Here is a 26849-nt window from a genome sequence, read left to right on the forward strand (position 1 = left end):
TCGATGAAAGCCCAAGCCCGCCATATCCTGGTGAAAACCAGCGAAGAAGCCGAACAGCTCAAGCAGCGCATTGCCAAGGGCGAAGCCTTTGATGTGCTGGCCAAGAAGTACTCCACGTGCCCGTCCGGCAAGCGCGGCGGCGACTTGGGTGAAGTGCGGCCTGGGCAGATGGTCGGGGTGATCGATGCGGTGATCTTCAAGAAACCGGTGAAGGTGGTGCACGGGCCGATCAAGAGCAAGTTCGGGTATCACCTGGTGCAGGTGTTTTACCGGGATTGAGGCTTTGGCTTAAGGCCGCTATCGTGGGCAAGCCCCCTCCCACAGGGGGTTTGCTCCCGATCCGCCGCAGGCGGCCATTCACCTACTCCCTGGGGATCAGCGCACCCGGCACCTGGATAACCCGGCTCGCCAATCGATGCCCGGCCAACGCCGCCTCCTGGGGCGAACCACCCTTGAGCCGACTGGCCAGGTACGCCGCACTGAACGAATCCCCCGCCGCAGTGGTGTCCACCACCTTCTCCACCTTCAGCGCCGGCACGGCAAGGCGCTCGCCGTCGCAACGGATCAAACACGCATCCGCACCGCGCTTGAGCACCACTTCCGCAATCGCCGGGTACGCCGCGAATACCTGTTCGCTGTCGGCATAACCAAACAACGCGCGTTCGTCATCCTCGGTCAGCAAGGCGATATCCACCTCGGCCAGTACGCTGCGATAAGCCTCGCGGGCAACGTCCACCGTGGCCCAGAGCCGTGGCCGGTAGTTGTTGTCGAACACCACTGCACCGCCCCGTCGGCGGGTTTCGATCAGGACTTCGAGCAGGCGCTGGCGCCCGACTTCACCCAGCACCGCCAGGGTAATGCCGCTGAAATACACCACGTTGTAGTCCGGCAATGCCGCCAGGATCGGGGCAGCCGCCGGCGTGGTAAAGCAGTCGCGCACGGCCGCTTCGTTGCGCCAGTAGAGGAATTTGCGCTCGCCGTTGGCATCGGTCTGGATGCAGTACAAGCCGGGCAAACGTCCGGGCAGGCGCTGGACCCGCTCCAGCCCCAGGCCTTCTTCGGCCCAGTGCGCACACATGGCGTCGCTGAAGCTGTCATCGCCCAAGGCGGTGACATAGTCCACCGTACCGATATCCCCCAGCTCACGGCGCAGGTACACCGCCGCGTTCAGGGTGTCGCCGCCGAAGCTCTGTTGCAGGCTGCCGTCGGCGCGGTGTTGCAATTCGATCATGCATTCGCCGATCAGGGCGATGCGGGGGTGGGTGGTGGTCATGGCTTTACACTCAGAAACGGGTTTCCAGGGACTCGATCACCCGCAACTGCTCATCCACCAGGCAGCCGACCTGCCACTTGTCGAAGGTCAGGCAAGGGTGCGAGGTGCCGAAGGAAATGATGTCGCCGATGCGCAGCTCGACACCTGCCGCGACGGTCATGAACGCGTGCTGGTCCATCACGGCGGTGACGGTGCAGGCGCTCACATCATCGCCTTCCGCCGGCAGGATCCCGGCGCGATAGCGTTTAAGCGGCACCGGCAAACCGGCGTCGTAGGCCACGTCGCGCTTGCCCAGGGCGATCACCGCAAACCCCGGCTCAGGCAACGATTGCACATGGGCCCAGACTTCCAGGGCCGGACGCAGGCCTTCCTGGAGGTCGCCGCGACGGTCGAGCACGCAGCACTGCGCCTCTTTGTAGATGCCATGGTCGTGGGCCACATAGCTGCCGGGGCGCAATACGCTGAGGAAACGGCCGGCGGCGTTTTGGGTTTCGAAGGACTCGGCGATCAGGTCGTACCAGGCCGACCCCGACGCCGTGATAATAGGCTTGGGCAGGTCGAAGGCCCCATTGTTTTGCAGGTCCACGGCCAGGCGCACCAGGCTCGCGGCGAAGTCGCGGATGCCACTGATGGCGTGCTCGCCGTGGATCACCCCTTCGTAGCCTTCGATACCGGTGAGGGCCAGGGCCGGTTGGGCCTTGATCGCCTTGGCCAGGTCGCGCACTTCCTGCTCGCTGCGACAACCGCAACGGCCGCCGACCACGCCGTATTCGATCATCACGTTCAGGCGCAGGCCACGGGCGGCGAAGAACAGGCCCAGGTCGGCGACGTTGTCCGGGTGGTCGACCATGCAGTGGAAGTCAAAATCCTTGTCGGCCAGCAGGTCGGCGATCAACGCCATGTTCGGTGCGCCCACCAACTGGTTGGCCATCAGCACCCGGCGCACGCCACCGGCATAGGCGGCGCGGGTCTGCACCGCGTTGGCCAGGGTGATGCCCCAGGCGCCCGCGGCAAGCTGGCGCTGGAACAATGCCGGCATCATGCTGGTCTTGCCGTGGGGCGCCAGTTCCGCGCCGCTGTTGCTGACAAAGTCCTGCATCCAGCGAATGTTGTGTTCCAGGGCGTCGCGGTGCAGCACCAGGGCGGGCAGGCTGACGTCGCGGACCAGGTGGGCACCGACGGCGGCGGCGCCCTTTTCAACGGCATTGATGGCAGACATGAAGTACTCCTATTCGTTGATGCGACGGGCCAGGTTGTTGGCGCTGTCGATCAACACCCGGCGATAGTCGTTGTAGTTTTTGCTCGCATCGGCCCGAGGGGCGACGATGCACAGCGTCGCAATGCTGACGCCCTGCGCGTCCCGGACCGGGGCGGCAAAGCAGTGAGTAAAGGTGTCGGCCACACTGTCGAAGGAAAAGAACCCATCGAGGGTCGCCTGGCGGATTTGCGCGAGGAAGGTCTCCAGCGGCAGGCGCTGGCCGTCCGGCAGGATAAAGTCGTCGTGGTCGATCAGGTCGATGATCTGCTGGTCGCTCAAATGCCCCAGCAACAGGCGCCCGGAGGCGGTCCATGGGATCGGCGCGTCTTCACCGATGTCCGAGGAAATACGGAAATGCCGCTCGCCTTCGCGCATCAGCGCCACCGTGTATTTGCGCCCGTTGAGCAGGCACATCTGCGCGGTTTCGTGGGTTTGGCTGACGATCTCCTGCAAGGCGTGGTCGGCCTCGCGGGTCAGGTCGAAATGACGCAAGTGGGCCTGGCCGAGGAAATACAACTGACGGCCGAGGTAGACGTGACCGTCCTTGCCCACGGTTTCGAGGATGCGCCGCTCCAACAAGGAGGCGACCAATTCGTAGACCGTGGATTTGGGGCTGCCGATGCCACTGGCAATATCATTCGGGCGCAGGGGCTGGCCGATTTCCTTGAGAAAATCGAGGATATCGAATGCACGGTCCAGGCCTTTGGCGCGGCGTTTGATGGTGTCTTCGGTCATGGCAATTTCGGTCCGGTCGAAATGGTAGGGCTGGCGCAGGTCCACTGTGGGAGGGGGCTTGCCCCCTCCCACATTTGATCTCTGGTGGGCTTAAGAGCGAGGGCAATTTAGCCCTTTTTCTTGTAGGCCACGCAATCAATCTCGACCTTGCAGTCCACCATCATGTTGGCCTGCACACAGGCGCGCGCCGGGGCGTGTTCCGGGGTGAAGTATTCGCCGAAGACCTTGTTGAAACTCCAGAAATCCCGCGGGTCTTCCAGCCACACGCCGACCCGTACCACGTCTTTCAACTCGTAGCCGGCTTCTTCGAGGATCGCCACCACGTTGCGCAGGGTCTGCCGGGTTTGCTCGATGATCCCGCCGGTGATGATTTCGCCGTCCACCGCAGGCACTTGGCCCGAGACGTACAGCCAACCGTCCGCTTCCACCGCGCGGGCGAAGGGACGCGGCTGGCCACCGCCGGCCGTACTGCCGGCTCCGTAACGAGTGATGCTCATAAAACGATGCTCCTGATTAAAAACGAATGTTCTTGAGAAATTCCGCCAGGCGCGGCGATTGCGGCCGCTCGAAGATGTCCTTCGACGAGCCCTGCTCTTCAATCCGGCCCTGGTTCATGAAGACGATCTTGTCCGAGACTTCATAGGCAAAGCGCATTTCGTGGGTGACCAGCAACATGGTCATGCCCTCTTCCGCCAGGCCCTTGATCACACTGAGCACCTCGCCCACCAATTCCGGGTCGAGGGCCGACGTGACTTCGTCGAAGAGCATCAGGCTCGGGTTCATCGCAATGGCACGGGCTATCGCCACACGCTGCTGCTGGCCGCCGGACAGCTGGCCGGGAAAGTGATCACGGCGCTGCAGAAGTCCTACACGGTCCAACCATTTTTCCGCGAGTGCCACCGCCTCGTCCTTAGGCATTTTCTTAACTTTCAACAGGCCGAGGGTGACGTTCTGCAATGCGCTCAGATGGGGAAACAGGTTGAACTGCTGGAACGCCATGCCGGTCATCGCCCGGTGCTGGGCGATCACGCGTTCGGGGTGACGCACGCGCTTGCCGCCGATGTCGCTGTAGCCGATGGACTCGCCATCCAGGGTGATCTGTCCGCCCTGGAATTCTTCCAGCAGGTTGACGCAACGCAGCAAGGTAGTCTTGCCCGAGCCGCTGGAGCCGATCAACGTCACCACGTTGCCGCGCGCCATGGACAGGTCGACGCCCTTGAGCACTTCGACCTCGCCGTATTGTTTACGCAGGCCGCGGATGTCCAGCAGCGGCTCGGTTGTTTGAGGTTGGTTCATGGCAAGGCCACCCGCTTTTCAATGTAGCGCCCGAATAACTCGATGGCGTAGTTGATGACAAAGAACAGAAACCCGGCGAACAGGTAGAACTCCAGGGTCATGAAGGTGCGCGCGATCACTTGCTGGGTACTCAACAGCAATTCGGCCACGCCGATCACCGAGAGCAAGGTCGAGGCCTTGACGATTTCCGTCGAGGAATTGACCCAGGTCGGCAGGATCTGCCGCAGCGCCTGGGGCAGCAGCACGTAGGCCAGGGACTGCCGGAATGTCAGGCCAATCGCCTTGCCTGCTTCCAACTGCCCACGGGGAATGGCTTGCAGTGCACCGCGCACGATTTCCGACACGTGGGAGCCGCAGAACAGCGTGAGCCCGACGGCGCCGGCCTGGAACGCGGTGATTTTCCAGCCAAGCGCCGGCAGCATGTAGAAACACGCCAACACCAGCACAAACACCGGCGTGCCACGGATCAGGTCGACATACAGGCGAAACGGTGCGCGCATCCAGAATTTGCCGTAGGTCAGGATCAACCCGGCGACGATACCGATCAGCGTGCCAAAGATAATCGCCAGCGCCGACACCGCGACACTGGCCTGAAACCCCGCCCAGAGCGTATCCCGGGCGATCCACAACTCATGCAGCCAGCTGGGGGACTCGTACATGGACACCCTCCTTAACGACGGATTGCCAGACGCTGTTCCAGGTAACGGAGCAGCATGGCGATGAGATAACAGGCCGCCACGTAGAGCGCGGTCGTGACCAGCCAGGTTTCAATCACCCGGTAGCTTTCGACGTTGATCTTGCGGGCGTAATAGGTCAGCTCGGGCACCGCGATGGCGGCGGCCAGGGAGGTGTCCTTGAACAGCGAAATGAAGTTGTTCGACAGCGCCGGCAACACATTGCGCAGCATCACCGGTACGGTGATGTAGGCGCGGATCCGCCATTCGCCGAGGCCGATGGCCAGTCCGGCTTCACGCAAGCCCTTGGGAATATTCAACAGCCCGGCGCGGAACACTTCGGTCAGGTAGGCACCGGCGTACAGCGACAGGGTGATGATGAACGACGGGATCTTGTCCAGGCGGATACCCAGGCTGGGCAACGCAAAGTAGATCAACAGGATCAGCACCAGGATCGGCGTATTGCGGATCACCGTCACATACACCGAGGCCAGGATTCGCAACGCGCGGTGTTTGGACAGCATGGCAAACGCCATCAACAGGCCGATCACGCAGCCGATGGCGATCGACAGCAATGCCAGTTGCAAGCCCAGGCCGAGCCCCGCCAGCAAGGTGTCGAAATCGCGCCACACGGCGGCAAAGTTCAACTGATAGTTCATGGTCAGCAGTACCTGATGGGGGCGCCGTTGGCGGCGCCCCGGTTTTCACGAATCACTTGAACTCGACGGGAAAGCCGATGGCAGGTTCCGGCAGGTCCACACCGAACCACTGCTTGAACGACGCCTTGTAGGTGGGGAATTCCACACCGGTCATGGCTTCATGCAGCGCGGTGTTGACGAAGTTCAGCCAGTCCTGGTCGCCACGCTTGACCGCGCACGCGTAGGTCTGCGGGCTCCAGGCGTAGGCCGGGCTGCGGTAGCGGCCGGGGTTCTGCACCATCAGGTATTTGACCGAGGACTGGTCGGTGGCGGCGGCATCGGCGCGACCGGAGTTCACCGCCTGGTACATCAGGTCGACGCTGTCGTACTGGTCGACCTTGGCCTTGGGCAGCGCCTGGTGTACCAGTTCTTCGGCATACACGTTCTGCAGCACCGCCACGGTGACGCCATCGCCCGCTGCCTGCAGGTCTTCGATTTCCTTGTACTTGCTGTTGTTCGGCAGCAGCAGGCCCACGCCTTCGCGGTAGTACGGCAGCGTGAACGCCACTTGCTGGGCACGGCTGGCGGTGACGGTGATGAACTGGCAGCTCATGTCGACCTTGTCGGTCAGCAGGTTGGGAATGCGTGCGTCGGACGACTGCACCACAAACTCGACCTTGCTCGGGTCGTTGAACAACCCCTTGGCCACCATGCGGCCGATGTCGATATCAAACCCCTGCAACTTGCCATCCGCTCCCTGGAAGTGCCACGGCGCATTGGTACTGCCTGTACCCACGATCAGGTGCCCACGCTTGAGCACATCATCGAGCTTGCTGTCCGCCGCCTGCACGATGCCTGCGAGGGAAGCCGATGCGGCGAAGAGAAAAACACACGCTTTGAACACGGAAGGTCGGTGATGCATGACAAGCACTCCAGGAGTTGTGTATTCCGCTATACCGGAACTTAGTATGTAACAACGGAATAGACAGCAGAAAGTGTGCCACACGCACCCGCAGAAAAACATGCCTGGGATAAAGGCTTGTTAAATCAGATAGATAAATATTTCTGGGAGATAAGGCGCTACGCCAGCACCTGCAATCACTTTGCTACCCAGGGCCCCATAAGGCGGTGACAGGTCCCGGCGGACGCACTGCAACAGCGTTACCGCGCACCGTTGCAGTGCGCGTGCAGCGTGGAAAAATTCCCACGCTGGACTAGCCTTGGCACATCCCTGCCGACAAGGACCCTGCCCTGATGAAGTCATGTCTTACCCTGGTGGTGCTCACCTTGCTGGCAGCCGGCAACGCGTCGGCCAGCAACGACCGCCGCGACTGCAAGGAAGAACTGCGCAGGCTCAAGGAAGCCTTCGACACCAACTACACCAGCCAGAACCACCACGACTACCGCCGGGCCAAGGCCTCCCGGGACAATGAGGAATACCGCAAATGCGCGAACCAGGCGCGCAAGGCCCGGGAACGTGTGGAGCGTGAGGCAGACCTGTGAAGGTTGACAGTAGACGAAGGTGATCCTCCGGCCTAGCGTTGGCAAAAAGCCGCAGCGTCCAGGAGGAACATTGTCATGGGGTATAACATTGCAACCGTCATCAACGCCGAGGAGTATCTAAGCATACTGAGCACACCCGCCCCGGTTTTCCTGCTGTTTGTCTCGCAGCATTGCGCTGCCTGTGCAGGCTCGGCACCCTTGTTTGAACGGATAGCGGGCAAATACCCCGCTGTGACGAGCCGGGTACTGGATTGCGCCCAGACGCCAAGGCACCCGGAGGTCACGGGCACCCCAACGCTGTTGATCTACCTCAACGGCAACCTGGTCGAGAAACTCAAGGGTTTCGGCCCCGAGGATCAACAACCACAGCGGGTAGAAGCGCTATTCAAGCGCTATGCGCTTCTCCAGGATGCAGCAGCACCTGTGTCACCCGCCGCTCCTCCACCGCAGCCACCGTCAGGCGCCAGCCCTCATGCTCCAGGTCATCGCCCACCACCGGCAGGCGGTCGAGCAGGCTCATGACCAGACCGGCCAGGGTCTGATAATCCTCGGTCGCGACGGCCTTGAAGCCGGTACGCTGACGAATCTGGGTGAGATTCAGGGCGCCATTGGCACGAAAACCCGCGCCCTCCTCGACAATATCCGGTCCTTCGATCTCACTGGCATCCGGCAACTCACCGGCAATGGATTCAAGAATGTCGGTCATGCTCAGTACGCCCATGAAGTCACCGAATTCGTTGATCACGAAGGCGATATGGGTGGATTCCTGGCGCATCTGTTCCAGGGCGTTGAGGATCGAAAAGCTCTCCAGCAGGTTGATCGCCCGGCGTGCGAGGTGCTCCAGGTTCGGCTCGTTGCCGGCCAGGTATTCCTTGAGCAGTTCCTTCTTGTGCACGAAGCCCAACGGCTCATCCACCGCGCCATTGCGGATCAACGGCAGGCGCGAATAGGACGAATGCATCAGCTTCAGGCGAATCGTGTCGGGGTCGTCCGCCAGGTCGATAAAGTCGACGTTGGCCCGCGGCGTCATCAAGCTGCGAATCGGCCGCTCGGCCAGTTGCAGCACACCGCTGATCATCACCCGCTCGCGTCGGTCGAACAGCGGCCCCTGGGCGGCATCCGTCTCGCCCAACAGGTCAGCCACCTCTTCACCCACTTCCTCCACCGCCAGGCTGCGACCGCCGAGCAAGCGCATCACCGCATGGGCCGTACGTTCACGCACCGGCAACACGCCCTGGGCCGACTTCTTGCGACGCGCCCGGGCAATCTGATTGAACACCTCGATCAGGATCGAGAAACCAATCGCCGCGTACAGGTAGCCCTTGGGAATATGGAAACCCAGGCCTTCGGCGGTCAGGGCGAAACCGATCATCATCAGGAAGCCCAGGCACAGCATGATCACCGTCGGGTGGGCGTTGACGAAGCGTGTGAGCGGCTTGCTCGCGACGATCATCAGGCCGATGGAAATGATCACCGCGATCATCATCACCGCCAACTCATCCACCATGCCCACGGCCGTGATCACCGCATCCAGGGAGAACACCGCGTCGAGCACCACGATCTGCGCCACAATCGGCCAGAACATCGCGTATGCCACGTTGCCGGTGCGCTGGGCCACATGGCCTTCCAGGCGTTCATGCAATTCCATGGTGGCCTTGAACAACAGGAACACACCGCCGAACAGCATGATCAGGTCACGGCCGGAGAAGCTCTTGTCGAACACCTCGAACAGCGGCTGGGTCAGGGTCACCAACCAGGAAATACTCGCCAGCAGGCCCAGGCGCATCAGCAACGCCAGGGACAAACCGATCAAGCGCGCACGGTCGCGCTGCTCCGGCGGCAGTTTGTCCGCCAGGATCGCAATAAACACCAGGTTATCGATGCCCAGCACCAGTTCCAGCACAATCAAGGTCAACAGGCCGAGCCAGGCCGTTGGATCCGCTAACCATTCCATTTATATCAGTCTCTCTACAGGTTTCAGAATGCCGGGCACGGCAAGGCGCGGTCGATGGACCGGGACACGGCTGGCAGTCGGGATACGGGGTTTTTCAGCGGGAACAGCGGCGGCGGATGTCTTGGGGAAAGACGACTGGGAGGCTCCGAGAGGATGTTCATGCAGGTCCTGAAATAACAAAAGGACTTGAATCCTACAGGCGAAATACAAATTCCCTACAACGCAAAACTATTACAAAACCTGTCTTCGAACCCCACACAAAATCATGTGGGAGAGGGCTTGCCCCCGATGAGCATGAGTATCTACACAACTTTTAAGATCTTGCCAAATCTCTGTGGTGAGCGGGCTTGTCTGCCGGGCGTCCGGCGTCGAGCCAACGTTGTGTAGATACCCATGCCCAGATGAGGGCGTGTCAGGTTTTACGGGTTGCATCGTCCAGCGCCAGGATGGTGTGGGCATTCGTCACCGTCGTCGCCAGGGTATTGATCACCCCCGACCGCAACGCCCCCAACGTCGCCGCCGCCTTGGTGTTCTCACTGGCAATCGCCACCACGTCCGGGATGCGAAACAACTCCTGCACCGTCAACCCGATCACTCGCCCCTGGATCGCGTTGACTGCCGGCTGGCCGTGGATGTCGATAAAGTCATAGCCCATCATGTCGCCCACGGTACCGGACAGGCGTGCCTGGGCGATCTCCTGGGGCGAGAACCAGCCCATGCGTACCATGTTGCTGTTTTCGCTCATGTCGCCGATGCCGATCAGCGCCATGTCAGCCCGCCGCGCACGGTCGAGGGTCGAGCGCACCGTGTCATTGTTGATCAACACCCCGCGCAACTCCGGGTTGGCCACCAGGGCCGGGGCGTACAGGCTTTCACTCTCGCCGCCAAAGCGCAGGGCCAGGCGCCGGCAGATGTGATCGGGGTTCATGTATTCGCCGGCCTTGAGAGAACCGCCAATGGCGCAGACAAATGTGCAGTTGCGCGTCACCGGCAGGAACACGTTATCGGCCACGGCGCCGACGTTGCGACCCATGCCCACGGCGACGATCATGCCGTCGCTCAAGGTCTTGTTCAGGTAGTTGGCCACCAGGCTGGCGACGGCCGAGCGCTGGGTATCGGGGTCGCTGTGGTCCACCGCGATCAACGCGCGATCCAGCTTGAAGCGCGCCACCAAGGCCTGTTCCAGCTCGTTGTTCATCGCCGGATGCTGCAAGACGCGCACCTCGACAATGCCTTCATCCCGCGCGCGCTTGAGCAATCGGCTGACTTTGGCCCGGGACAGGTCGAAGCGCTTGGCGATGGCTTCCTGAGTGACGTTCTCGAGGTAATAGAGCATCGCCACTTCGGTCATCTGATCAATATCGCTGGCCATGCGCTGGGTACTGTCACTCATGGGGATGGGCTTCCGTTTCGGCGTCAAAGGCGCATTCTCCCGACTCTTGCCCTGCTACGTCCACTATTGATGCCCATCGCGCTCGATCGCATTGATGCGCTCGACCTTGGCCCCGGAACGGGCCGCCTCGAACTCCGACTCCAGGAACGACTTGACGATGCTTTTCGCCAGTTCGGCGCCGATCACCCGCGCGCCGATAGAGAGGATCTGCGCATCGTTGCTCTTGCGCGCCCGCTCTGCCGAGTACGTGTCATGGGCCTGGGCCGCGCGAATCCCGAGCACCTTGTTGGCCGAGATCGCCATGCCGATCCCCGTGCCGCACACCAGCACGCCCAGGCGCTGCTGCCCGGCGTTGATGGCGGTGGCCACGGCCAGGGCGATGTCCGGGTACAACACCGGCGCGGTGGAATGGGTGCCGAAGTCGGTCACCGGATAGCCCAGAGCCTCGATATGGCGCTTTAACAGCTCCTTGAGCTCAAAACCCGCTTCATCGCATCCGATAGCCACCGGGAAAGGTGTGTTCATGGTGTCTGGCTCCGCTGCCGTGAGGGTGCTTACGACTGATCAATTGATCACTCAATGAAATTTCTCTCATTCATTTCGCAGGCGGTACCCCTCTTCTGTCAAGCGGGATTTAACTGACCTGCCAGTCAAAGCGCTCTAAAAAAGGGTAATTGGCGAAAAAGATCAGAATCACCGCATTTACATGAAAGAGATTGACTGATCAGAATTTCATTTGATACACATATGATCACAGCGAAACATGACTGTGCGACCTAATAAGAATTCACAGCACGAGGACACGCCGATGGCCACGCCATTACTGCTCCAGGCTGAACACGTCGCTAAGGCTTACGCCGGGATCCCTGCCCTGCGTGACGGGCGCCTCTCTCTGCGGGCCGGCAGCGTCCACGCCCTGTGCGGCGGCAACGGCGCAGGCAAGTCGACTTTCCTGAGCATCCTGATGGGCATCACCCCGCGTGATGCCGGCAGCATTCTGCTCAACGGCACCGCCGTACAGTTCAATCGCCCCAGCGAAGCCCTCGCGGCGGGGATCGCGATGATCACCCAGGAACTGGAACCGATCCCCTACATGACCGTCGCCGAAAACATCTGGCTGGGCCGCGAACCGCGCCGCGCCGGCTGCATCGTCGACAACAAGGCCTTGAACCGCCGCACCCGCGAACTGCTGGAAAGCCTGGAATTCGAGGTGGACGCCAGCAGCCCCATGCACCGCCTGAGCGTGGCGCAGATCCAGCTGGTGGAAATCGCCAAGGCGTTCAGCCATGACTGCCAGGTGATGATCATGGACGAGCCCACCTCGGCCATTGGCGAGCGCGAAGCCGAAACCCTGTTCAAGGCGATTCGCCGCCTCACCGCGCGCGGCGCCGGCATCGTCTATGTATCGCACCGCTTGAGCGAACTGGCGCAGATCGCCGATGACTACAGCATCTTCCGCGACGGCGCCTTTGTGGAAAGCGGACGCATGGCCGATATCGACCGCGACCACCTGGTGCGCGGCATCGTTGGCCAGGAACTGACCCGCATCGACCACAAGGTCGGCCGCGAATGCGCCGCCGACACCTGCCTGCAAGTCGACAACCTCAGCCGCGCCGGCGAGTTCCACGACATCAGCCTGCAACTGCGCCAGGGTGAAATCCTCGGCATCTACGGCCTGATGGGCTCGGGGCGCAGTGAATTCCTCAACTGCATCTATGGCCTGACCGTGGCGGACTCCGGCAGCGTCACCCTGCAAGGCAAGCCCATGCCCGTCGGCCTGCCCAAGGCGACCATCAATGCCGGCATGTCGCTGGTCACCGAAGACCGCAAGGACAGCGGCCTGGTGCTGACCGGCAGCATTCTTTCCAACATTGCGCTGTCGGCCTACAAGCGCCTGTCGAGCTGGTCGCTGATCAATGCGCGCAAGGAAACCCAACTGGCCCAGGACATGGTCAAGCGCCTGCAGATCAAAACCACCTCACTGGAACTGCCGGTGGCGTCCATGAGCGGCGGCAACCAACAGAAAGTGGTGCTCGCCAAATGCCTGTCGACCGAACCGGTGTGCCTGCTCTGCGATGAGCCGACACGGGGTATCGATGAGGGCGCCAAGCAGGAGATCTACCACCTGCTGGATCAATTCGTGCGCGCCGGTGGCGCCGCCATCGTGGTGTCGTCGGAAGCCCCGGAACTGTTGCACCTGAGTGACCGCATCGCCGTCTTCAAGGGCGGTCGCCTGGTGACCATCAGCACCGACACTGCCCTTTCCCAGGAAGCCCTGTTGAGTCTTGCCTCATGAACGCCAAAACCATTGCCGCCCCTATCACCACCGCACCGCGCAACCGCCTGCGCCTGTCCCTCGACCGTTTCGGCCTGCCGCTGGTGTTTATCCTGCTGTGCGTGGTGATGGCGTTTTCCAGCGAGTACTTCATGACCTGGCGCAACTGGATGGACATCCTGCGCCAGACCTCCATCAACGGCATCCTCGCGGTGGGCATGACCTACGTGATCCTGACCAAGGGCATCGACCTTTCCGTCGGCTCGATCCTGGCCTTTGCCGGATTGTGCAGCGCCATGGTCGCGACCCAGGGCTACGGGCTGCTGGCGGCGGTGAGCGCGGGGATGTTTGCCGGGGCGATGCTCGGCGTGGTCAACGGCTTTATGGTCGCCAACCTGTCGATCCCACCGTTCGTGGCCACCCTCGGCATGCTCAGCATTGCCCGCGGCATGACCTTCATCCTCAACGACGGCAGCCCGATCACCGACCTGCCCGACGCCTACCTGGCCCTGGGCATCGGCAAGATCGGCCCGATTGGCGTGCCGATCATCATCTTTGCGGTGGTCGCGCTGATCTTCTGGATGGTGCTGCGCTACACCACCTACGGCCGCTACGTGTACGCGGTGGGCGGCAATGAAAAAAGCGCGCGCACCTCCGGGATCGGCGTGCGCAAGGTGATGTTTTCGGTGTACGTGGTGTCCGGCCTGCTCGCCGGGCTGGCCGGCGTGGTGCTGTCGGCACGCACCACCTCCGCCCTGCCCCAGGCCGGGGTGTCCTATGAGCTGGACGCGATTGCCGCCGTGGTGATCGGCGGCACCAGCCTGTCGGGCGGTACCGGCAGCATTGTCGGCACGCTGTTCGGCGCGTTGTTGATCGGCGTGATCAACAACGGCCTGAACCTGCTCGGCGTGTCCTCCTATTACCAGCAGGTCGCCAAGGGCCTGATCATCGTGTTTGCAGTACTGATCGACGTGTGGCGCAAGAAAAAACGCTAGAGAACGACCACTACAACAATAACCGGAGTTCCCCCCATGAAACTTGGTACCACCCTGGCCGCCGCGGCGGCTCTCTCCCTGCTCGCCGGCAGTATCGCAATGGCCGCCGATGGCAAGACCTACAAGGTCGGCGCGGCCGTCTACGGCCTCAAGGGCCAGTTCATGCAGAACTGGGTCCGCGAGCTCAAGGAACACCCGGCGGTCAAGGATGGCACCGTACAGTTGACCGTGTTCGACGGCAACTACGACGCCCTGACCCAGAACAACCAGATCGAAAACATGGTGACCCAGCGCTACGACGCGATCCTGTTCGTGCCGATCGACACCAAGGCCGGCGTCGGCACGGTCAAGCAAGCCATGAGCAACGACGTGGTGGTTATCGCCTCCAACACCAAGGTCGCCGACACCTCGGTGCCCTACGTCGGTAACGATGACGTCGAAGGCGGCCGCCTGCAGGCCCAGGCCATGGTCGACAAGCTCAACGGCAAGGGCAACGTGGTGATCATCCAGGGCCCGATTGGCCAGTCGGCACAGATCGACCGCGAGAAAGGCGAGCTGGAAGTGCTGGGCAAGCACCCTGGCATCAAGATCATCGAGAAGAAGACCGCCAATTGGGACCGCGCCCAGGCGCTGGCGCTGACCGAAGACTGGTTGAACGCCCACCCCAAAGGCATCAACGGCGTGATCGCGCAGAACGACGACATGGCCCTCGGCGCCGTGCAGGCCCTCAAATCCCACGGCCTGACCTCCAAGGATGTGCCCGTCACGTCCATCGACGGCATGCCGGACGCGATCCAGGCGGCGAAGAAAGACGAAGTCACCACCTTCCTCCAGGACGCCCAGGCCCAGTCCCAGGGCGCACTGGACGTGGCGTTGCGCGCACTGGCCGGCAAGGACTACAAGCCGCAGTCGGTGATCTGGGAGCGCTATGCCAAGGACCTGAAATGGGGCGATGGCACGGCCAAGACCTACATCCTGCCGTGGGTGCCCGTGACTAACGCCAACGCCGATGCGCTGTACAAACAGGTCAGTGGCGGTAAGTAGTTATTGGCTTGAAATACAGGCAAGTGTGGGAGAGAGCTTGCCCCCCTCCCACATTGGATCTTGATGGTTATTGAAAGAGGAGTCATGCATGTCTGGATTCTGGAACCAAGCCTTCGACCTCAACGGCCGTTGCGCGGTGATCACCGGCGGTGCCGCCGGTATCGGCCTGGCCTGCGCCAGCCTGCTGGTGGAGCGCGGCGCTCGCGTGGCTTTGCTCGACCGCGACCCGGCGGTGGTTGAAGTGGCGGCAGGCCTGGGTGCCGGGCATCTGGGCATTGCCGTCGACCTCAGCCGGATCAACCAGGTGCAACACACCATCGACCAGGTCTTCGCACACTTCCAACGCCTGGACTACCTGATCAACAGCGCCGGCGTGGCCCTGCTGGACAAGGCCGTCGATGTCAGCGAAAGCGCCTGGGACACCACCCTGGACATCAACCTCAAGGCCAGCTTCTTCGTGGCCCAGGCCTGCGCCCGGCACATGCTCGCCCAGGGCAGCGGGCGCATCGTCAACCTCGCGTCCCAGGCCGCGGTGATCGGCCTCGACCGCCACGTCGCCTACTGCGCCAGCAAGGCGGCCATCGTCGGCATGACCAAGGTGCTGGCCATGGAATGGGCGCCGCACATCAACGTCAACGCCATCTCCCCCACCATCGTCGAGACCGCGCTGGGCAAGAAGGCCTGGGCCGGTGAAGTCGGCGAACGGGCCAAACTGCAGATCCCGGCGGGCCGCTTTGCGCAGCCGGAGGAAATCGCCGGGCTGGCGTTGTACCTGCTCAGCGATGCCGCGCAGATGATCACCGGCGCCAACCTGGTGATCGACGGCGGCTACAGCATTCAGTAATTCATTTATCTGTCGTGAGGTTTTGTCATGTCCACTGTCACCGAACGCACACCCGAACAACTCTCGCCGGTCATCCCGAAAACCATGCAGGCCGTGGTTTGCCATGGCCCGGAAGACTATCGCCTGGAAACCGTCGACGTGCCCACGCCCGGCCCCGATGAAATCCTCACCAAGGTCGAGTTGTGCGGCATTTGCATGGGCGACATCAAGACCTATCGCGGCGCGCCGTCGTTCTGGGGCGATGCCGAACAACCGCGCTACGTCAAGCCGCCGATGATCCCCGGCCATGAGTTCGTGTGTCGCGTGGTGGCCCTGGGCCCAGGCGCGGAAAAGCGCGGCGTGAAGGTCGGTGACCGGGTGATCTCGGAGCAGATCGTGCCGTGCTGGGGCTGTCGCTTCTGCAACCACGGCCAGTACTGGATGTGCCAGAAACACGACCTCTATGGCTTCCAGAACAATGTGCAGGGTGCCATGGCCCAGTACATGATATTCACCAAGGAAGGCATCATTCACAAAGTGCCGGAATCCATCGCCCCCGACGAAGCGATCCTGATCGAACCCCTGGCCTGCTCACTGCATGCGGCGGAACGCGCCAACGTCGACCATGACGACATTGTGGTGGTGGCCGGCGCCGGTACCCTGGGCCTGGGTATCATCGGCGCCGTACGCCTGCGCAACCCGAAAAAACTCATCGTGCTCGACATGAAACCCGAACGCGCCGCCCTCGCCCTGCGCATGGGCGCCGACGAAGTGTGGAACCCGGCCGAAGTGGACGTACTGGCCAACATCCGCGCGATCACCGACGGCTATGGCTGCGACATCTATATCGAGGCCACCGGGCACCACAAGGCGGTGAACCAGGGCCTGGCGATGCTGCGCAAGCTGGGGCGTTTCGTGGAGTTCAGCGTGTTCAACGACGAAGCCACGGTGGACTGGTCGATCATCGGCGACCGCAAGGAGCTGGACATCCTCGGCTCGCACCTGGGGCCGTACATGTACCCGCGGGCCATCGACTTTATCGGCAACCGCAAGATCGATATGCGCGATGTAGTCACCCACAAGTTCGCTCTGGCGGACTTCAAGGAAGCGTTTGCGGTGATGGAACGTGGCGACAAGTCGCTCAAGGTTGTACTAGAGCCCTAAGCACCCCACAGGTCCAAATGTGGGAGGCGGCAAGCCCCCGCCACACTTGGATAGCGGTGAATCAATAAAAACAGGAACCCGCGTTATGAATCGAGTCATCAACGATCCGGACCAAGTGGTCGAGGACATGCTGCGCGGCATCCTGGTCGCGCACCCCGAACTGCGCCAGTACGAAAGCAACCCACGGGTGATCGTCAAGGCCAGGCCTTCCGGGCCAGGGCGTGTCGGCATTGTCACGGGGGGCGGCTCCGGCCATGAGCCGGCCTTTCTCGGCTATGTCGGCCCCGGCCTGGTCGACGCGGTGGCCATCGGTGAGATTTTCTCCTCGCCCACCGCCAAGAGCTTTTTCGACGCCTTCCGCGCCGCCGACCATGGCGCCGGCGTGGCCTGCCTGTACGGCAACTATGCCGGCGACAATATGAACGTGAAGCTGGCGATGAAAATGGCCGCCAGCAAAGACATGCGCATCCGCACCGTGGTCGCCAACGACGACGTGGCCTCCGCGCCCAAGGCCGAGATCGCCAAGCGTCGCGGCGTGGCCGGGGAAATCTTCATGTGGAAGATCGGCGGTGCCGCCGCCGCCCAGCACTACGACCTCGACGGGGTGATTCGCGTCGCGCAGAAAACCGTCGACCACTGCCGCTCGATTGGCATCGGCCTCACGCCCTGCACCATTGCCGCCGTGGGCAAGCCCAACTTCCAGATCCCCGACGGCCAAATGGAACTGGGCATCGGCCATCACGGCGAACCGGGCATTGAGGTCATCCCCATTGAGTCCGCCGCCGCCATGGCCGAGCGCATGCTCGCGCCGATCCTCGCCGACCGCGACTTCAGCCAGGATGACAGCGTGGTGGTGCTGGTCTCCGGTCTTGGCGCCACGCCGGTGATGGAGCTGTATATTTTCTATGCCGAGGTGGAACGCCAACTCAAGGCCAAGGGCTTGAAGATTCACCGCTGCTACGTCGGCAACTACTTCACCTCCCTGGAAATGATGGGCGTGACCCTGACCCTGCTCGGCCTCGACACGGAGTTGAAAACCCTGATCGACCAACCCTGCCGCTCCATCGGCATGACCCAGGCGGACTGAACCATGAGCCAGCATTTTTCCAGCCACCACGGCAGCGCCATCGTCACCGACCTGGTCAGCGTGATCGTGGCCAACCGTGAATACCTCAGCGAAGTCGACGGCGCGATTGGCGACGGCGACCATGGCATCAACATGGCCAAGGGCTTCGCCCATTGCGGGCGCACGATCGAAGGTCGCCAACTGACCCTCGCCGAAGCCCTGGATGAACTGACCCTGAGCCTGATGGAAGGCATCGGCGGCTCCATGGGCCCGTTGTATGGCAGCCTGTTTATCGGCATGGCCGACGAAGTGCGCGGCCATGACGACATCGACGCGGCCACCTTCGCCCACCTGTTGCGCGGCGGCCTGACCTCGTTGCAGGACATCACCGAAGCGGGCGTGGGCGACAAGTGCCTGATGGACACATTGATCCCGGCGGTGGAAGCCTTCGAGCGCGCGCACGCCTCGGGGGCGTCTTTCAGTGATGCACTGGAGGCGATGAAAACCGCTGCCTCCCAGGGGCGCGACTCCACCAAGGACCTGGTAGCGAAGATCGGCCGCGCCAGTCGCCTGGGCGAGCGCTCACTGGGCGTGCTGGATGCGGGGGCGGTGTCGTGCTGCCTGATCCTTACGCGCCTGGCGGATTCGGTGCAGCCGCGCCTGAGTGCTTGACCTGCTGGATATACCGCGCCACCGCCGGCGCTTTCTCGAAGCGCCGGTGAATCAGCGACAGCCACGAGGACGCGTCGCAGCCCTGAATGCTGCGATACACCACGCCCGGCAACTGCACATGCCCGACCATTGATGCGGGCACCACCGCCACGCCCTGCCCCATCGACACCAGCGCCACCACCGCGACCAGCCCACCCGGCTGTGGCCCCAGGCGCGGGGCATAACCGCCTTGCGCGGCGACATGCAGGGTGCCGCTGATTTGCTCCGGCAGGATAAATGTCTCGTTTTGCAGGTGTTCGCAGCCAATGGCCGCGAGCCCCAGCAGCCAGGAATCCTGGGGCAGCGCCAGGACAAAACCTTCGCCGTCCAGGCGCACCGCCTCCACCCCCTCGGGCAAGGTCATCGGCGAGCGGATGTAGCCGATGTCGTAGCGCCCGTCCGCCACCGCACTCGGCAACGTGGCCATGGCGCATTCGCGTACCGTCACGCTGACGTCGGGAAATGCCTGGCCGAACGCACGCATTTGCCGCTGCAACAGCCCGGCGTACAGCGCCGAGGCGACGTAACCCAATTCGATATGGCCGATCTCGCCACGCCCGGCGCGCTGGGCATGATGCTGGGCGAATTCGAACTGGCGCACGGTGGCTTCGGCTTCGACCAGCAAGGCGGCGCCGGCTTCAGTGAGGCTGACTTCGCGTTGCCGGCGGATAAACAGGCGCGTGCCCAGGCTGGTTTCCATGTCCTGGATCTGTCGGCTCAGGGTCGGCGGCGCAATGCCCAATTGCTCGGCGGCACGGGTGAAGTTGCGCTGCCGGGCCACGGCGAGGAAGTAGCGAAAATGGCGGATATCCATAACAGGATTAGCTCAAAGGTAATGAAGTGCTCCACAGCGGCTAACAATACCAGCAGTAGCCGGGGATAAGCTCGAAGCTCCTCAACACTGGAGAGCCCTTGTGATGTCCTTCAACTGTATTCACCCTATTGCCTGTAAGGTAATCCAATCATGAGCCGGGTCAGCCCACGCCTGACGTTGCTGACCGCGTCCGGCGTCTGCTCGCTGATCGTGCTCGACACCAATATCGTCGCCGTGACCCTGCCGAGCATCGCTCGCGACCTGGGGGCGAACTTTGCCGATATCGAGTGGGTGGTGAGCGCCTATATGCTGGCGTTTGCCGCCTTGCTCCTGCCGGCCGGGAGCCTGGCCGATCGGTTCGGACGCAAGAAATCCCTGGTCTGGGGCCTGAGTATTTTTATCCTCGCCTCCCTTGGCTGCGGGGCGGCGCCGAGTGCGTTGTGGCTGGATATCGCCCGCGCGGTCAAGGGCGTCGGTGCAGCGTTATTGCTCACGTCAGCCCTGGCCTCCATTGGCCACACCTTCCACGATGAAGTCGAGCGGGCCAAGGCCTGGGCGTTCTGGGGCGCCTGCATGGGCGTGGCGATGACGGCCGCGCCGACCCTGGGCGGCGTGATCACCGAGTACCTGGGCTGGCGCTGGATTTTCTACCTCAACCTGCCCGTGGGCCTGGCGCTGATGAGCCTGGTGCTGCACGCCATTGCGGAATCCCGCGATAGCCAATCCGCCCGCCTCGACCCGTGGGGCAGCCTGGCCTTCAGCGCGAGCCTGTTGTGCCTGATCTGGGGCCTGATCGAAGCCAACCGTATCGGCTGGGATAACCCGCTGACCTATGCACGCCTGATCGGCGGTGCGGTGTTGCTGGGTGTATTTGTAGGGGTCGAACGTGTGCAGCAGCGGCCCATGGTGGACCTGCAACTGTTTCGCCACCCGCGTTTTATCGGCGCTTTGCTCGGGATGTTTGCCTACGCTGGCTGCGCCCAAGTGATGATGACGCTGCTGCCGTTCTATCTGCAGAACGGCCTGGGCTTCTCCGCGATTGCCTCGGGCCTGGGCATGCTGCCGTTCGCCCTGACCATGCTGGTCTGCCCCCGGATCGGCGCGCGGCTGGCGGGGCGCTTCGCACCGGCAACGATGATGGCGGCCGGGTTGACCCTGGTAGGCTGCGGCAACCTGCTGAGTGCCTGGGCGGTGAATATCGGCGGCTACCCGCCCTTCGCCCTGGCGATTGCCGTCACCGGTGCCGGTGCCGGTTTGCTCAATGGTGATACGCAAAAAAACATCATGGCCTGCGTGCCACGGGACCGTGCGGGGATGGCGTCGGGCATGAGCACCACCATGCGATTCAGCGCGATCATGTTGGCGATTGGCGTGTATGGCGCACTGCTGAGCAGCCACAGCGAGCACGTGTTGCGCGCACGTATCGACACGCAATGGCAGGCGCAGGCGGCGGGGATTGCTTCACGGGTGGTGGCCGGGGATATGCCGGCGGCAATGAGCTTGTTGCCGGAGCCGGCACGGGCGATGGTGCAACCGCTGGCGCGACAGGCGTTTGTGGGTGGATTCAGTTACGTATTGTGGGTGGCGGGGGTGCTGGGATTGCTCGGAGCGCTGGTGGTGGGGAGGCTGATGCGCAAGCCGATACCCACACCGAACTAAATGTGGGAGGGACGGTGCGACGATTCGACTTGCCCCCGATGAGCATAGGTATCTACAAAAATTTGTAGCAGCCAACGCTAACCACGATGCGAAGCGAGCCGCTCTTGATCTTGATCTTGATCTCAGGCGCCCCGTTAAACCACGCTGGCCGGAATTCGATAGTGATTTGGGGGGTAAACCGGCAGGGATGCCGGTTTAGCCGCCCCGCGCCATGGATGGCGCGTGGCGGCGGCCCCCCAAATCACTGTCGGATTACGGGCACACCGAGCCTAGGCGAGGTGCCGAGTGGTGGGGCGAAGCGTTTTGCTTACTTTTGCGCTTTTCAAAAGTGAGCCGCCGTAAGGGCGGAACCAACAGCAGCCGTTACCGCAGCAACGGATATGTACTCGGTTTGATCCAACATCCTGGTCGGCCTGGTCGACTGTCAGGCCGCCATCGGGGGCAAGTCGAATCGTCGCACCGTCCCTCCCACAGGTATTACCTATACCCCAAAGGGTCTTACCAGAAGCGTTGCTGGGTCAGGCGGCTCCACCAGGTCAGCAGCACCCGGTCTACCGAGCCGCTGGCCGCCAGGCCCACCCGTTCCTGCAGGCTTTTACGCTCGGCATAGTGCAGGTGGAACACTTCGGCGGTCTTGGCCTTGGTGGCCAGGTATTCGTCGCTGGTTTGCAGTTCGTCGACCAGTTGCTTATCCAGCGCTGCAACTCCCAGCCACACCTCCCCGGTCGCTACGTCGTCAATCGCCAGCTGTGGGCGATAACGCGAGACGAAGTTCTTGAACAACTGATGGGTGATGTCCAGGTCTTCCTGGAACTTCTCGCGGCCCTTCTCGGTATTTTCGCCAAACACCGTGAGGGTACGCTTGTACTCGCCGGCGGTCAGTACTTCAAAGTCGATGTCATGCTTTTTCAGCAGGCGGTTGACGTTGGGTAACTGCGCCACCACGCCAATGGAGCCGAGGATGGCAAACGGTGCGCTGATGATCTTCTCGCCGATGCACGCCATCATGTAGCCGCCGCTGGCCGCGACCTTGTCGATGCACACGGTCAACGGCACGCCCGCCTGGCGGATACGCGCCAGTTGCGACGACGCCAGGCCGTAGCTGTGGACCATGCCGCCGCCGCTTTCCAGGCGCAGCACCACTTCGTCCTTGGGCGTGGCCAGGCTCAGCAGCGCGGTGATTTCATGGCGCAGGCTCTCGGTGGCCGAGGCCTTGATGTCACCGTCGAAATCCAGCACAAACACCCGTGGCTTTGCTTCGGGCTTCTTCTTGCTGTTCTTCTTTTCGGCTTTGCTTTCGGACTTGCGCAGGGCCTTGAGCTGCTCCTTGTCGAGCAGGCTCGACTCCAGGCGCTCACGCAGGCCTTTATAGAAGTCATTGAGCTTGCTGACCTGCAGTTGGCCGGCGGCTTTGCGACGCCCTTTGCTGCGCAGTGCCGCGAAGCTGATCAAGACCACCAGAATAGCGACCACCAGGGTGACGGTCTTCGCCAGAAAGCTCGCGTATTCAGCCAAAAAATCCATGTGTCTCCTTAACAATGCACGGCGCCAGGCGCGGATTGCCCAAGCATACCGACGGGATCGCCGGGCGACCAGTGCTCAAACCGCCAGCAGGAACGCGCTCCAACGAGCTTTTAAAACAAGCGTATGTTTTTTCATTGACAGCACCCTGGCATCCTCATAACCTCGCCAGACTTTCAACGTACCGGGAAAACGGACGTGGGCAGCATCTATTTGATTCGACATGGCCAGGCCTCCTTCGGTGCAGACGACTATGACGTGCTGTCGCCCGTCGGCGTGGAACAAGCGCAAGTGCTCGGCCGCCACCTGGCGGATATGGGCCTGGTGTTCGACCGCTGCATCGCCGGCGACCTGCGCCGCCAGCAGCACACCGCCACTGCCGCCTTCGATCAATACAGCACCCTCGGCCTGCCGGTGCCTGCATTGGAAACCGACAGCGCCTTCAACGAATTCGACGCCGACGCAATCATCCGCGCCCTGCTCCCCGACCTGCTCGGCAGCGAACCCGACGCCCTGGACATCCTGCGCAACGCCGCGCAAAACCGCAGCGAGTTCCAACGCATCTTCGCCCTGATCATCGAACGCTGGCTGGCCGGCACCTATGACCCGCCGGGACTGGAGAGCTGGCTGGGGTTCATCGAGCGCGTCCAGGGTGGCCTGCAACGCATTCTGGAAGCGGCGGACAACACGCAGAAGATCGCGGTGTTCACCTCCGGCGGCACCATCACCGCCCTGCTCCACCTGATTACCCGGATGCCTGCCGCCCAGGCCTTCGAGCTGAACTGGCAAATTGTTAACACCTCGCTCAACCAGCTGAAATTCCGCGGGCGCGAGGTGGCACTGGCTTCCTTCAACAGTCACACCCACTTGCAACTGTTGAAGGCGCCGCAACTCATCACCTTCCGATGAAGTGCGGCCAACCGTGACCCCTAGGTCACTGGACTCACCATAAAAGGATCGAAACCATGACTGACGTAGCTAAAGCCGTAGAAGCAATGAAAGCCAAATTCAACCCAAGCGCTGCCGAAGGCTTGGACCTGGTGTTCGGTTTCCGTATCGACGACACCCAGAACTTCTCGCTGGTGGTCAAGAACAACACCTGCGAACTGCTGGAAGGCGAAAACCCTGACGCCCAAGTGACCCTGGTCATGGACGGCGACACCATGAAAGGCATCGTCAGCGGCGAGACCGACGGCATGCAGGCCTTCATGGGCGGCAAGCTGCGCACCGAAGGCGACATGATGCTGGCCATGAAGCTGAGCGAACTGTTCCCTTCCTGATTCACGGGCAACCCTGAATCTCTGTGGGAGGGGGCAAGCCCCTCCCACATTTGGCCTACGGTGGTATTCAGATCCTGGGCTGTAGCAGCAACGCCACCAACGCACTCCATCCGGTTTGGTGCGAAGCCCCCAACCCCCGCCCCGTCTCGCCATGAAAATACTCATGGAACAACACCAGGTCACGACTGGCCGGGTCCGCCTCCAACTGCGCATACCCCGCCATCGACGGTCGTGAACCGTTTTCATCCCGCAGAAACAGGCGGGTCAAGCGCTGGCTGAGGCTGTCGGCCACGTCCTCCAGGGATGCCAGATACCCGCTGCCCGTGGGGTATTCCACCGAGAAGTTGTCCGCGTAGTAGCGGTGAAATTCCCGCAGCGATTCGATCAGCATGTAGTTCACCGGCATCCACAAGGGCCCGCGCCAATTGGAGTTGCCGCCGTACAGGCGCGAGTCGGATTCACCTGGCTGGTAACGGGCGCACAGGGTGTCGCCATTCATCTTCAGCGCCAGTGGCTGCTCGGCGAACGCCTTGGACAGGGAACGCACACCAAAGGCCGAGAGGAATTCGTCGTCATCGAGCATGCGCCGCAGCAGATCCTTGGTGCGCTCGCCACGCAACAGCGCCAGCAACAGGCGATTGCCCTGCCCCGGTTCGTTCCAGCGCGACACCAGTTTGGCCAGGTCCGGCCGGTGATGCATGAACCCCAACAGCCGTTCACGCAACCCCGCCAGCCCTTCGTGTTCGCGCTGCTCCAGCACCAGCACGGCAAACAACGGCATCAGGCCGACAATGGAGCGCAGGCGCACCGGCTCGTTCTGGCCGTCGGGACGGTGCAGTACGTCGTAGAAGAACAGGTCCTGCTCATCCCACAGGCCTTCGGCGCTGTCATCGACGCGGTTGATGGCGCCGGCGATGTACAGGAAGTGCTCGAAAAACTTCACCGCGATATCGACATACACCGCATTGCGCTTGGCCAGCTCCAGGCCGATGCGCATCAAGTCCAGCGCATACGCCGCCACCCAGGCGGTGCCGTCGGCCTGATCGAGCTGATACCCCGGCGGCAACGCGGCCGAGCGGTCAAACAAGGCGATATTGTCCAGCCCCAGGAAGCCGCCCTGGAACAGGTTGCGACCCTCGGCGTCCTTGCGGTTGACCCACCAGGAAAAATTCAGCAGCAGCTTGTGGAAGATCCGCTCGAGGAAATCCAGATCGCCCACACCGGTCAGCGCCTTGTCCTGCTGGTACACGCGCCAGCTGGCCCAGGCATGCACCGGTGGGTTGGCGTCGTCGAAGCGCCATTCATAGGCCGGCAGTTGGCCGTTGGGGTGCATGAAGCGGTCCTTCACCAGCAACAACAACTGTTGCTTGGCATACCCCGGATCGATCAGGGCAAACGCCACCGCCTGGAAACCCTGGTCCCAGGAGGCGTACCACGGGTATTCCCAGGTGTCGGGCATGGACAGGATGTCGAAGTTGGACAGGTGCCGCCAATGGGTATTGCGGATATGCAGACGCTCGGGCGGTGGCGCGGGCTGGGCGGGGTCGCCGTCGAGCCACTGGTTCACATCGAAATAGTAGAGCTGCTTGGACCACAGCAAGCCAGCCAGGGCCTGGCGCTGCACATTGCGCGCATCGTCATCGGCGATGCCTTGCTGCAAGGCGGCGTAGAAGTCATCGGCCTCCTGGCGCCGCTGTTCAAACAGTTTGCGCGCGTTGACCTCGGGCGCGTCCACGGGCGCAAGGCGCAGGTAAAGGCTTTGGCTTTGCAGGCCCGCCAGTTCAAGGATAAAGCGCGCGGCAACCTTGGTACCGGTGTCGCGACGAATCGCAGCGTCCAGCCCTTCAACCACATAATCGTTGATCCCGTCCTTGAACGGCCCCGGCGCCGGTTGCCCGCCCAGTCGCGGGAAGTTGCTCTCGTTTTCACAGAACAGCCATTCCACGCCCTCCTGCCCCCAGGCGCTGAGGCGCAGATCGGGCAATGCATGATGACGGGCCAGCACGTGTTCGCCGTCCAGCCTCAACTGCGGCTTGGGCGCATCCGAGGTCCAGCTCCAGTCATTGCGCGCCCACAGCTGCGGCAGCACCTGCAGGCGCGTCGGCTGCTGCGAACGGTTGTGCACGGTGACGCGCATGAAGATATCGTCGGGCTGATGCTTGGCGTATTCGACGCTGACGTCGCAGTAATGGTTGTCTTCGAACACGCCGGTATCGAGGATCTCGTACTCGGCATCGCCCAGCCCACGGCGGGCGTTTTCGGCGATCAGGTCGGCGTAGGGAAAGGCGGCATGGGGGTATTTGTAGAGCATGCGCATGTAGGCATGGCTGGGCACACCGTCGACGAAAAAGTACAGTTCCTTGACGTCTTCCCCGTGGTTGCCCTCGGCGTTATTCAGGCCGAACAGGCGCTCCTTGAGGATCGCGTCGCGCTCGTTCCACAGGGCCAGGCCCAGGCACCAGCGTTGCGCCTTGTCGCTGAACCCGGCCAGGCCATCCTCGCCCCAGCGGTAGGCGCGGCTGCGTGCATGTTCATGGGGGAAGTAAGCCCAGGCATCGCCGTCGGCGCTGTAGTCTTCGCGCACCGTGCCCCATTGGCGTTCGCTCAGATAGGGGCCCCACTCGCGCCAACGCTCGGCCTCCGGCGTCGCCAGGCGTTGGCCTTCAATCGTGTCCAGTATTCGGGTGTCGGGTGTGGCCGTCATCGGGTCCTCCATCGCCTACCAGGTGAGGAGCAGTGTAGAGCCCAATGACGCCCGGGTGCACATGAAGAC

26 protein-coding genes and 1 pseudogene are annotated in these 26849 nt (G+C 62.4%); 13 read left to right on the forward strand and 14 right to left on the reverse strand.

Going from position 1 to position 26849, the window contains the following annotated elements; all coding sequences use genetic code 11:
- Positions 1-3 precede the first annotated feature (3 nt).
- Positions 4-279, forward strand: coding sequence for a peptidylprolyl isomerase (locus NIBR502773_RS01895; protein WP_010564624.1), 276 nt, complete (start codon positions 4-6; stop codon positions 277-279).
- An 82-nt stretch (positions 280-361) separates the two neighbouring features.
- Here the strand turns inward: NIBR502773_RS01895 and NIBR502773_RS01900 are convergent, their stop codons facing one another.
- The 8 genes from NIBR502773_RS01900 to NIBR502773_RS01935 form a co-directional block, all read right to left on the reverse strand.
- Positions 362-1273 carry a sugar kinase gene (locus NIBR502773_RS01900; RefSeq protein WP_108572844.1) on the reverse strand — a complete coding sequence of 304 codons (912 nt, stop codon included), beginning with the start codon at positions 1271-1273 and terminating at the stop codon, positions 362-364.
- Positions 1274-1283: 10 nt separating this feature from the next.
- Positions 1284-2492: an amino acid deaminase gene (locus NIBR502773_RS01905; protein WP_141155208.1), complete on the reverse strand. Its 1209-nt coding sequence runs from the start codon at positions 2490-2492 to the stop codon at positions 1284-1286.
- Between the two features lie 9 nt (positions 2493-2501).
- A complete protein-coding gene (locus tag NIBR502773_RS01910; RefSeq protein ID WP_065942123.1) occupies positions 2502-3266 on the reverse strand; it encodes an IclR family transcriptional regulator in 765 nt (254 codons plus the stop codon).
- A 107-nt stretch (positions 3267-3373) separates the two neighbouring features.
- Positions 3374-3763 (reverse strand): RidA family protein, encoded by a 390-nt coding sequence (locus NIBR502773_RS01915; protein ID WP_012723821.1) that lies wholly within the window; start codon positions 3761-3763, stop codon positions 3374-3376.
- A 16-nt stretch (positions 3764-3779) separates the two neighbouring features.
- Entirely contained in the window at positions 3780-4562 is a 783-nt protein-coding gene (locus NIBR502773_RS01920; RefSeq protein WP_027608630.1) for an amino acid ABC transporter ATP-binding protein, read from the reverse strand.
- Positions 4559-5221, reverse strand: a complete 663-nt coding sequence (locus NIBR502773_RS01925; RefSeq protein WP_065941973.1) for an amino acid ABC transporter permease — start codon at positions 5219-5221, stop codon at positions 4559-4561. The genes NIBR502773_RS01920 and NIBR502773_RS01925 overlap by 4 nt, the downstream gene beginning before the upstream one ends.
- 11 nt (positions 5222-5232) lie before the next feature.
- A complete protein-coding gene (locus NIBR502773_RS01930; RefSeq protein WP_115488214.1) occupies positions 5233-5895 on the reverse strand; it encodes an amino acid ABC transporter permease in 663 nt (220 codons plus the stop codon).
- Positions 5896-5947: 52 nt separating this feature from the next.
- Positions 5948-6796 carry a transporter substrate-binding domain-containing protein gene (locus NIBR502773_RS01935; RefSeq protein ID WP_065941972.1) on the reverse strand — a complete coding sequence of 283 codons (849 nt, stop codon included), beginning with the start codon at positions 6794-6796 and terminating at the stop codon, positions 5948-5950.
- A 332-nt stretch (positions 6797-7128) separates the two neighbouring features.
- Between NIBR502773_RS01935 and NIBR502773_RS01940 the strand changes: the two genes are divergently transcribed.
- Together NIBR502773_RS01940 and NIBR502773_RS30800 are read left to right on the forward strand one after the other, a co-directional pair.
- Complete coding sequence (locus NIBR502773_RS01940; RefSeq protein ID WP_027608634.1) at positions 7129-7377, forward strand: hypothetical protein; 249 nt, start codon at positions 7129-7131, stop codon at positions 7375-7377.
- A 75-nt stretch (positions 7378-7452) separates the two neighbouring features.
- Positions 7453-7674, forward strand: a pseudogene (locus NIBR502773_RS30800) (thioredoxin); the annotation flags it as partial.
- An 88-nt stretch (positions 7675-7762) separates the two neighbouring features.
- On the opposite strand, the gene NIBR502773_RS01950 reads toward NIBR502773_RS30800, so the two are convergent.
- The 3 genes from NIBR502773_RS01950 to rpiB all read right to left on the reverse strand — a co-directional run bounded on the left by NIBR502773_RS01950 (position 7763) and on the right by rpiB (position 11249).
- Complete coding sequence (locus tag NIBR502773_RS01950) at positions 7763-9331, reverse strand: TerC family protein (RefSeq protein ID WP_115488215.1); 1569 nt, start codon at positions 9329-9331, stop codon at positions 7763-7765.
- Positions 9332-9743: 412 nt separating this feature from the next.
- On the reverse strand, positions 9744-10724 hold the full coding sequence (locus NIBR502773_RS01955) for a sugar-binding transcriptional regulator (RefSeq protein ID WP_027608636.1): 981 nt from the start codon (positions 10722-10724) through the stop codon (positions 9744-9746).
- A 63-nt stretch (positions 10725-10787) separates the two neighbouring features.
- Positions 10788-11249 carry a ribose 5-phosphate isomerase B gene (gene rpiB, locus NIBR502773_RS01960; RefSeq protein ID WP_016969738.1) on the reverse strand — a complete coding sequence of 154 codons (462 nt, stop codon included), beginning with the start codon at positions 11247-11249 and terminating at the stop codon, positions 10788-10790.
- A gap of 283 nt (positions 11250-11532) precedes the next feature.
- On the opposite strand from rpiB, the gene NIBR502773_RS01965 reads away from it, so the two are divergent.
- The 7 genes from NIBR502773_RS01965 to dhaL all read left to right on the forward strand — a co-directional run bounded on the left by NIBR502773_RS01965 (position 11533) and on the right by dhaL (position 18763).
- A complete protein-coding gene (locus NIBR502773_RS01965) occupies positions 11533-13020 on the forward strand; it encodes a sugar ABC transporter ATP-binding protein (RefSeq protein ID WP_065941970.1) in 1488 nt (495 codons plus the stop codon).
- A complete protein-coding gene (locus tag NIBR502773_RS01970) occupies positions 13017-13994 on the forward strand; it encodes an ABC transporter permease (RefSeq protein WP_027608638.1) in 978 nt (325 codons plus the stop codon). The genes NIBR502773_RS01965 and NIBR502773_RS01970 overlap by 4 nt, the downstream gene beginning before the upstream one ends.
- A 36-nt stretch (positions 13995-14030) precedes the next feature.
- Positions 14031-15038, forward strand: coding sequence for a substrate-binding domain-containing protein (locus tag NIBR502773_RS01975; RefSeq protein WP_141155210.1), 1008 nt, complete (start codon positions 14031-14033; stop codon positions 15036-15038).
- Positions 15039-15126: 88 nt separating this feature from the next.
- Complete coding sequence (locus NIBR502773_RS01980; RefSeq protein WP_065941969.1) at positions 15127-15882, forward strand: SDR family oxidoreductase; 756 nt, start codon at positions 15127-15129, stop codon at positions 15880-15882.
- A gap of 27 nt (positions 15883-15909) precedes the next feature.
- A complete protein-coding gene (locus NIBR502773_RS01985; protein ID WP_092485323.1) occupies positions 15910-17025 on the forward strand; it encodes an alcohol dehydrogenase catalytic domain-containing protein in 1116 nt (371 codons plus the stop codon).
- Positions 17026-17110: 85 nt separating this feature from the next.
- Positions 17111-18112, forward strand: a complete 1002-nt coding sequence (locus NIBR502773_RS01990; RefSeq protein ID WP_141155211.1) for a dihydroxyacetone kinase subunit DhaK — start codon at positions 17111-17113, stop codon at positions 18110-18112.
- A gap of 3 nt (positions 18113-18115) precedes the next feature.
- The gene (dhaL, locus tag NIBR502773_RS01995; protein ID WP_115488218.1) at positions 18116-18763 is read left to right on the forward strand and encodes a dihydroxyacetone kinase subunit DhaL; all 648 of its coding nucleotides are present in this window, start codon (positions 18116-18118) and stop codon (positions 18761-18763) included.
- Here the strand turns inward: dhaL and NIBR502773_RS02000 are convergent.
- The gene (locus NIBR502773_RS02000; protein ID WP_027608644.1) at positions 18720-19616 is read right to left on the reverse strand and encodes a LysR substrate-binding domain-containing protein; all 897 of its coding nucleotides are present in this window, start codon (positions 19614-19616) and stop codon (positions 18720-18722) included. The genes dhaL and NIBR502773_RS02000 overlap by 44 nt on opposite strands.
- A 150-nt stretch (positions 19617-19766) precedes the next feature.
- Between NIBR502773_RS02000 and NIBR502773_RS02005 the strand changes: the two genes are divergently transcribed.
- Positions 19767-21275 (forward strand): MFS transporter, encoded by a 1509-nt coding sequence (locus NIBR502773_RS02005; protein ID WP_141155212.1) that lies wholly within the window; start codon positions 19767-19769, stop codon positions 21273-21275.
- A gap of 498 nt (positions 21276-21773) precedes the next feature.
- On the opposite strand, the gene sohB is transcribed toward NIBR502773_RS02005, so the two are convergent.
- The gene (sohB, locus tag NIBR502773_RS02015; RefSeq protein ID WP_090403324.1) at positions 21774-22799 is read right to left on the reverse strand and encodes a protease SohB; all 1026 of its coding nucleotides are present in this window, start codon (positions 22797-22799) and stop codon (positions 21774-21776) included.
- A gap of 195 nt (positions 22800-22994) precedes the next feature.
- Here sohB and NIBR502773_RS02020 point away from each other — a divergent pair, with 195 nt between their 5' ends.
- Positions 22995-23705 carry a histidine phosphatase family protein gene (locus tag NIBR502773_RS02020; protein ID WP_141155213.1) on the forward strand — a complete coding sequence of 237 codons (711 nt, stop codon included), beginning with the start codon at positions 22995-22997 and terminating at the stop codon, positions 23703-23705.
- A 56-nt stretch (positions 23706-23761) separates the two neighbouring features.
- Positions 23762-24076, forward strand: coding sequence for an SCP2 sterol-binding domain-containing protein (locus tag NIBR502773_RS02025; RefSeq protein WP_141155214.1), 315 nt, complete (start codon positions 23762-23764; stop codon positions 24074-24076).
- A gap of 67 nt (positions 24077-24143) precedes the next feature.
- On the opposite strand, the gene NIBR502773_RS02030 is transcribed toward NIBR502773_RS02025, so the two are convergent.
- Positions 24144-26780 carry a glucosidase gene (locus NIBR502773_RS02030; RefSeq protein WP_141155215.1) on the reverse strand — a complete coding sequence of 879 codons (2637 nt, stop codon included), beginning with the start codon at positions 26778-26780 and terminating at the stop codon, positions 24144-24146.
- Positions 26781-26849 lie beyond the last annotated feature (69 nt).

This window comes from Pseudomonas sp. NIBRBAC000502773, from assembly GCF_006517195.1.
In the GTDB taxonomy this organism is placed as follows: Bacteria; Pseudomonadota; Gammaproteobacteria; order Pseudomonadales; family Pseudomonadaceae; genus Aquipseudomonas; species Aquipseudomonas marginalis.

Excerpts from the sequence above, each read along its gene's own strand:
- NIBR502773_RS01950 (WP_115488215.1), bottom strand. The coding sequence starts at position 9,331 with ATGGAATGGTTAGCGGATCCAACGGCCTGGCTCGGCCTGTTGACCTTG.
- sohB (WP_090403324.1), bottom strand. The coding sequence starts at position 22,799 with ATGGATTTTTTGGCTGAATACGCGAGCTTTCTGGCGAAGACCGTCACC.
- NIBR502773_RS01910 (WP_065942123.1), bottom strand. The coding sequence starts at position 3,266 with ATGACCGAAGACACCATCAAACGCCGCGCCAAAGGCCTGGACCGTGCA.
- NIBR502773_RS01940 (WP_027608634.1), top strand. The coding sequence starts at position 7,129 with ATGAAGTCATGTCTTACCCTGGTGGTGCTCACCTTGCTGGCAGCCGGC.
- NIBR502773_RS01965 (WP_065941970.1), top strand. The coding sequence starts at position 11,533 with ATGGCCACGCCATTACTGCTCCAGGCTGAACACGTCGCTAAGGCTTAC.
- NIBR502773_RS01980 (WP_065941969.1), top strand. The coding sequence starts at position 15,127 with ATGTCTGGATTCTGGAACCAAGCCTTCGACCTCAACGGCCGTTGCGCG.
- NIBR502773_RS01930 (WP_115488214.1), bottom strand. The coding sequence starts at position 5,895 with ATGAACTATCAGTTGAACTTTGCCGCCGTGTGGCGCGATTTCGACACC.
- NIBR502773_RS01920 (WP_027608630.1), bottom strand. The coding sequence starts at position 4,562 with ATGAACCAACCTCAAACAACCGAGCCGCTGCTGGACATCCGCGGCCTG.
- rpiB (WP_016969738.1), bottom strand. The coding sequence starts at position 11,249 with ATGAACACACCTTTCCCGGTGGCTATCGGATGCGATGAAGCGGGTTTT.
- NIBR502773_RS01895 (WP_010564624.1), top strand. The coding sequence starts at position 4 with ATGAAAGCCCAAGCCCGCCATATCCTGGTGAAAACCAGCGAAGAAGCC.
- NIBR502773_RS02030 (WP_141155215.1), bottom strand. The coding sequence starts at position 26,780 with ATGACGGCCACACCCGACACCCGAATACTGGACACGATTGAAGGCCAA.
- NIBR502773_RS01935 (WP_065941972.1), bottom strand. The coding sequence starts at position 6,796 with ATGCATCACCGACCTTCCGTGTTCAAAGCGTGTGTTTTTCTCTTCGCC.
- NIBR502773_RS01955 (WP_027608636.1), bottom strand. The coding sequence starts at position 10,724 with ATGAGTGACAGTACCCAGCGCATGGCCAGCGATATTGATCAGATGACC.
- NIBR502773_RS02005 (WP_141155212.1), top strand. The coding sequence starts at position 19,767 with ATGAGCCGGGTCAGCCCACGCCTGACGTTGCTGACCGCGTCCGGCGTC.
- NIBR502773_RS02025 (WP_141155214.1), top strand. The coding sequence starts at position 23,762 with ATGACTGACGTAGCTAAAGCCGTAGAAGCAATGAAAGCCAAATTCAAC.
- NIBR502773_RS01985 (WP_092485323.1), top strand. The coding sequence starts at position 15,910 with ATGTCCACTGTCACCGAACGCACACCCGAACAACTCTCGCCGGTCATC.
- dhaL (WP_115488218.1), top strand. The coding sequence starts at position 18,116 with ATGAGCCAGCATTTTTCCAGCCACCACGGCAGCGCCATCGTCACCGAC.
- NIBR502773_RS01925 (WP_065941973.1), bottom strand. The coding sequence starts at position 5,221 with ATGTACGAGTCCCCCAGCTGGCTGCATGAGTTGTGGATCGCCCGGGAT.
- NIBR502773_RS01990 (WP_141155211.1), top strand. The coding sequence starts at position 17,111 with ATGAATCGAGTCATCAACGATCCGGACCAAGTGGTCGAGGACATGCTG.
- NIBR502773_RS02000 (WP_027608644.1), bottom strand. The coding sequence starts at position 19,616 with ATGGATATCCGCCATTTTCGCTACTTCCTCGCCGTGGCCCGGCAGCGC.
- NIBR502773_RS01900 (WP_108572844.1), bottom strand. The coding sequence starts at position 1,273 with ATGACCACCACCCACCCCCGCATCGCCCTGATCGGCGAATGCATGATC.
- NIBR502773_RS01915 (WP_012723821.1), bottom strand. The coding sequence starts at position 3,763 with ATGAGCATCACTCGTTACGGAGCCGGCAGTACGGCCGGCGGTGGCCAG.
- NIBR502773_RS01905 (WP_141155208.1), bottom strand. The coding sequence starts at position 2,492 with ATGTCTGCCATCAATGCCGTTGAAAAGGGCGCCGCCGCCGTCGGTGCC.
- NIBR502773_RS01970 (WP_027608638.1), top strand. The coding sequence starts at position 13,017 with ATGAACGCCAAAACCATTGCCGCCCCTATCACCACCGCACCGCGCAAC.
- NIBR502773_RS01975 (WP_141155210.1), top strand. The coding sequence starts at position 14,031 with ATGAAACTTGGTACCACCCTGGCCGCCGCGGCGGCTCTCTCCCTGCTC.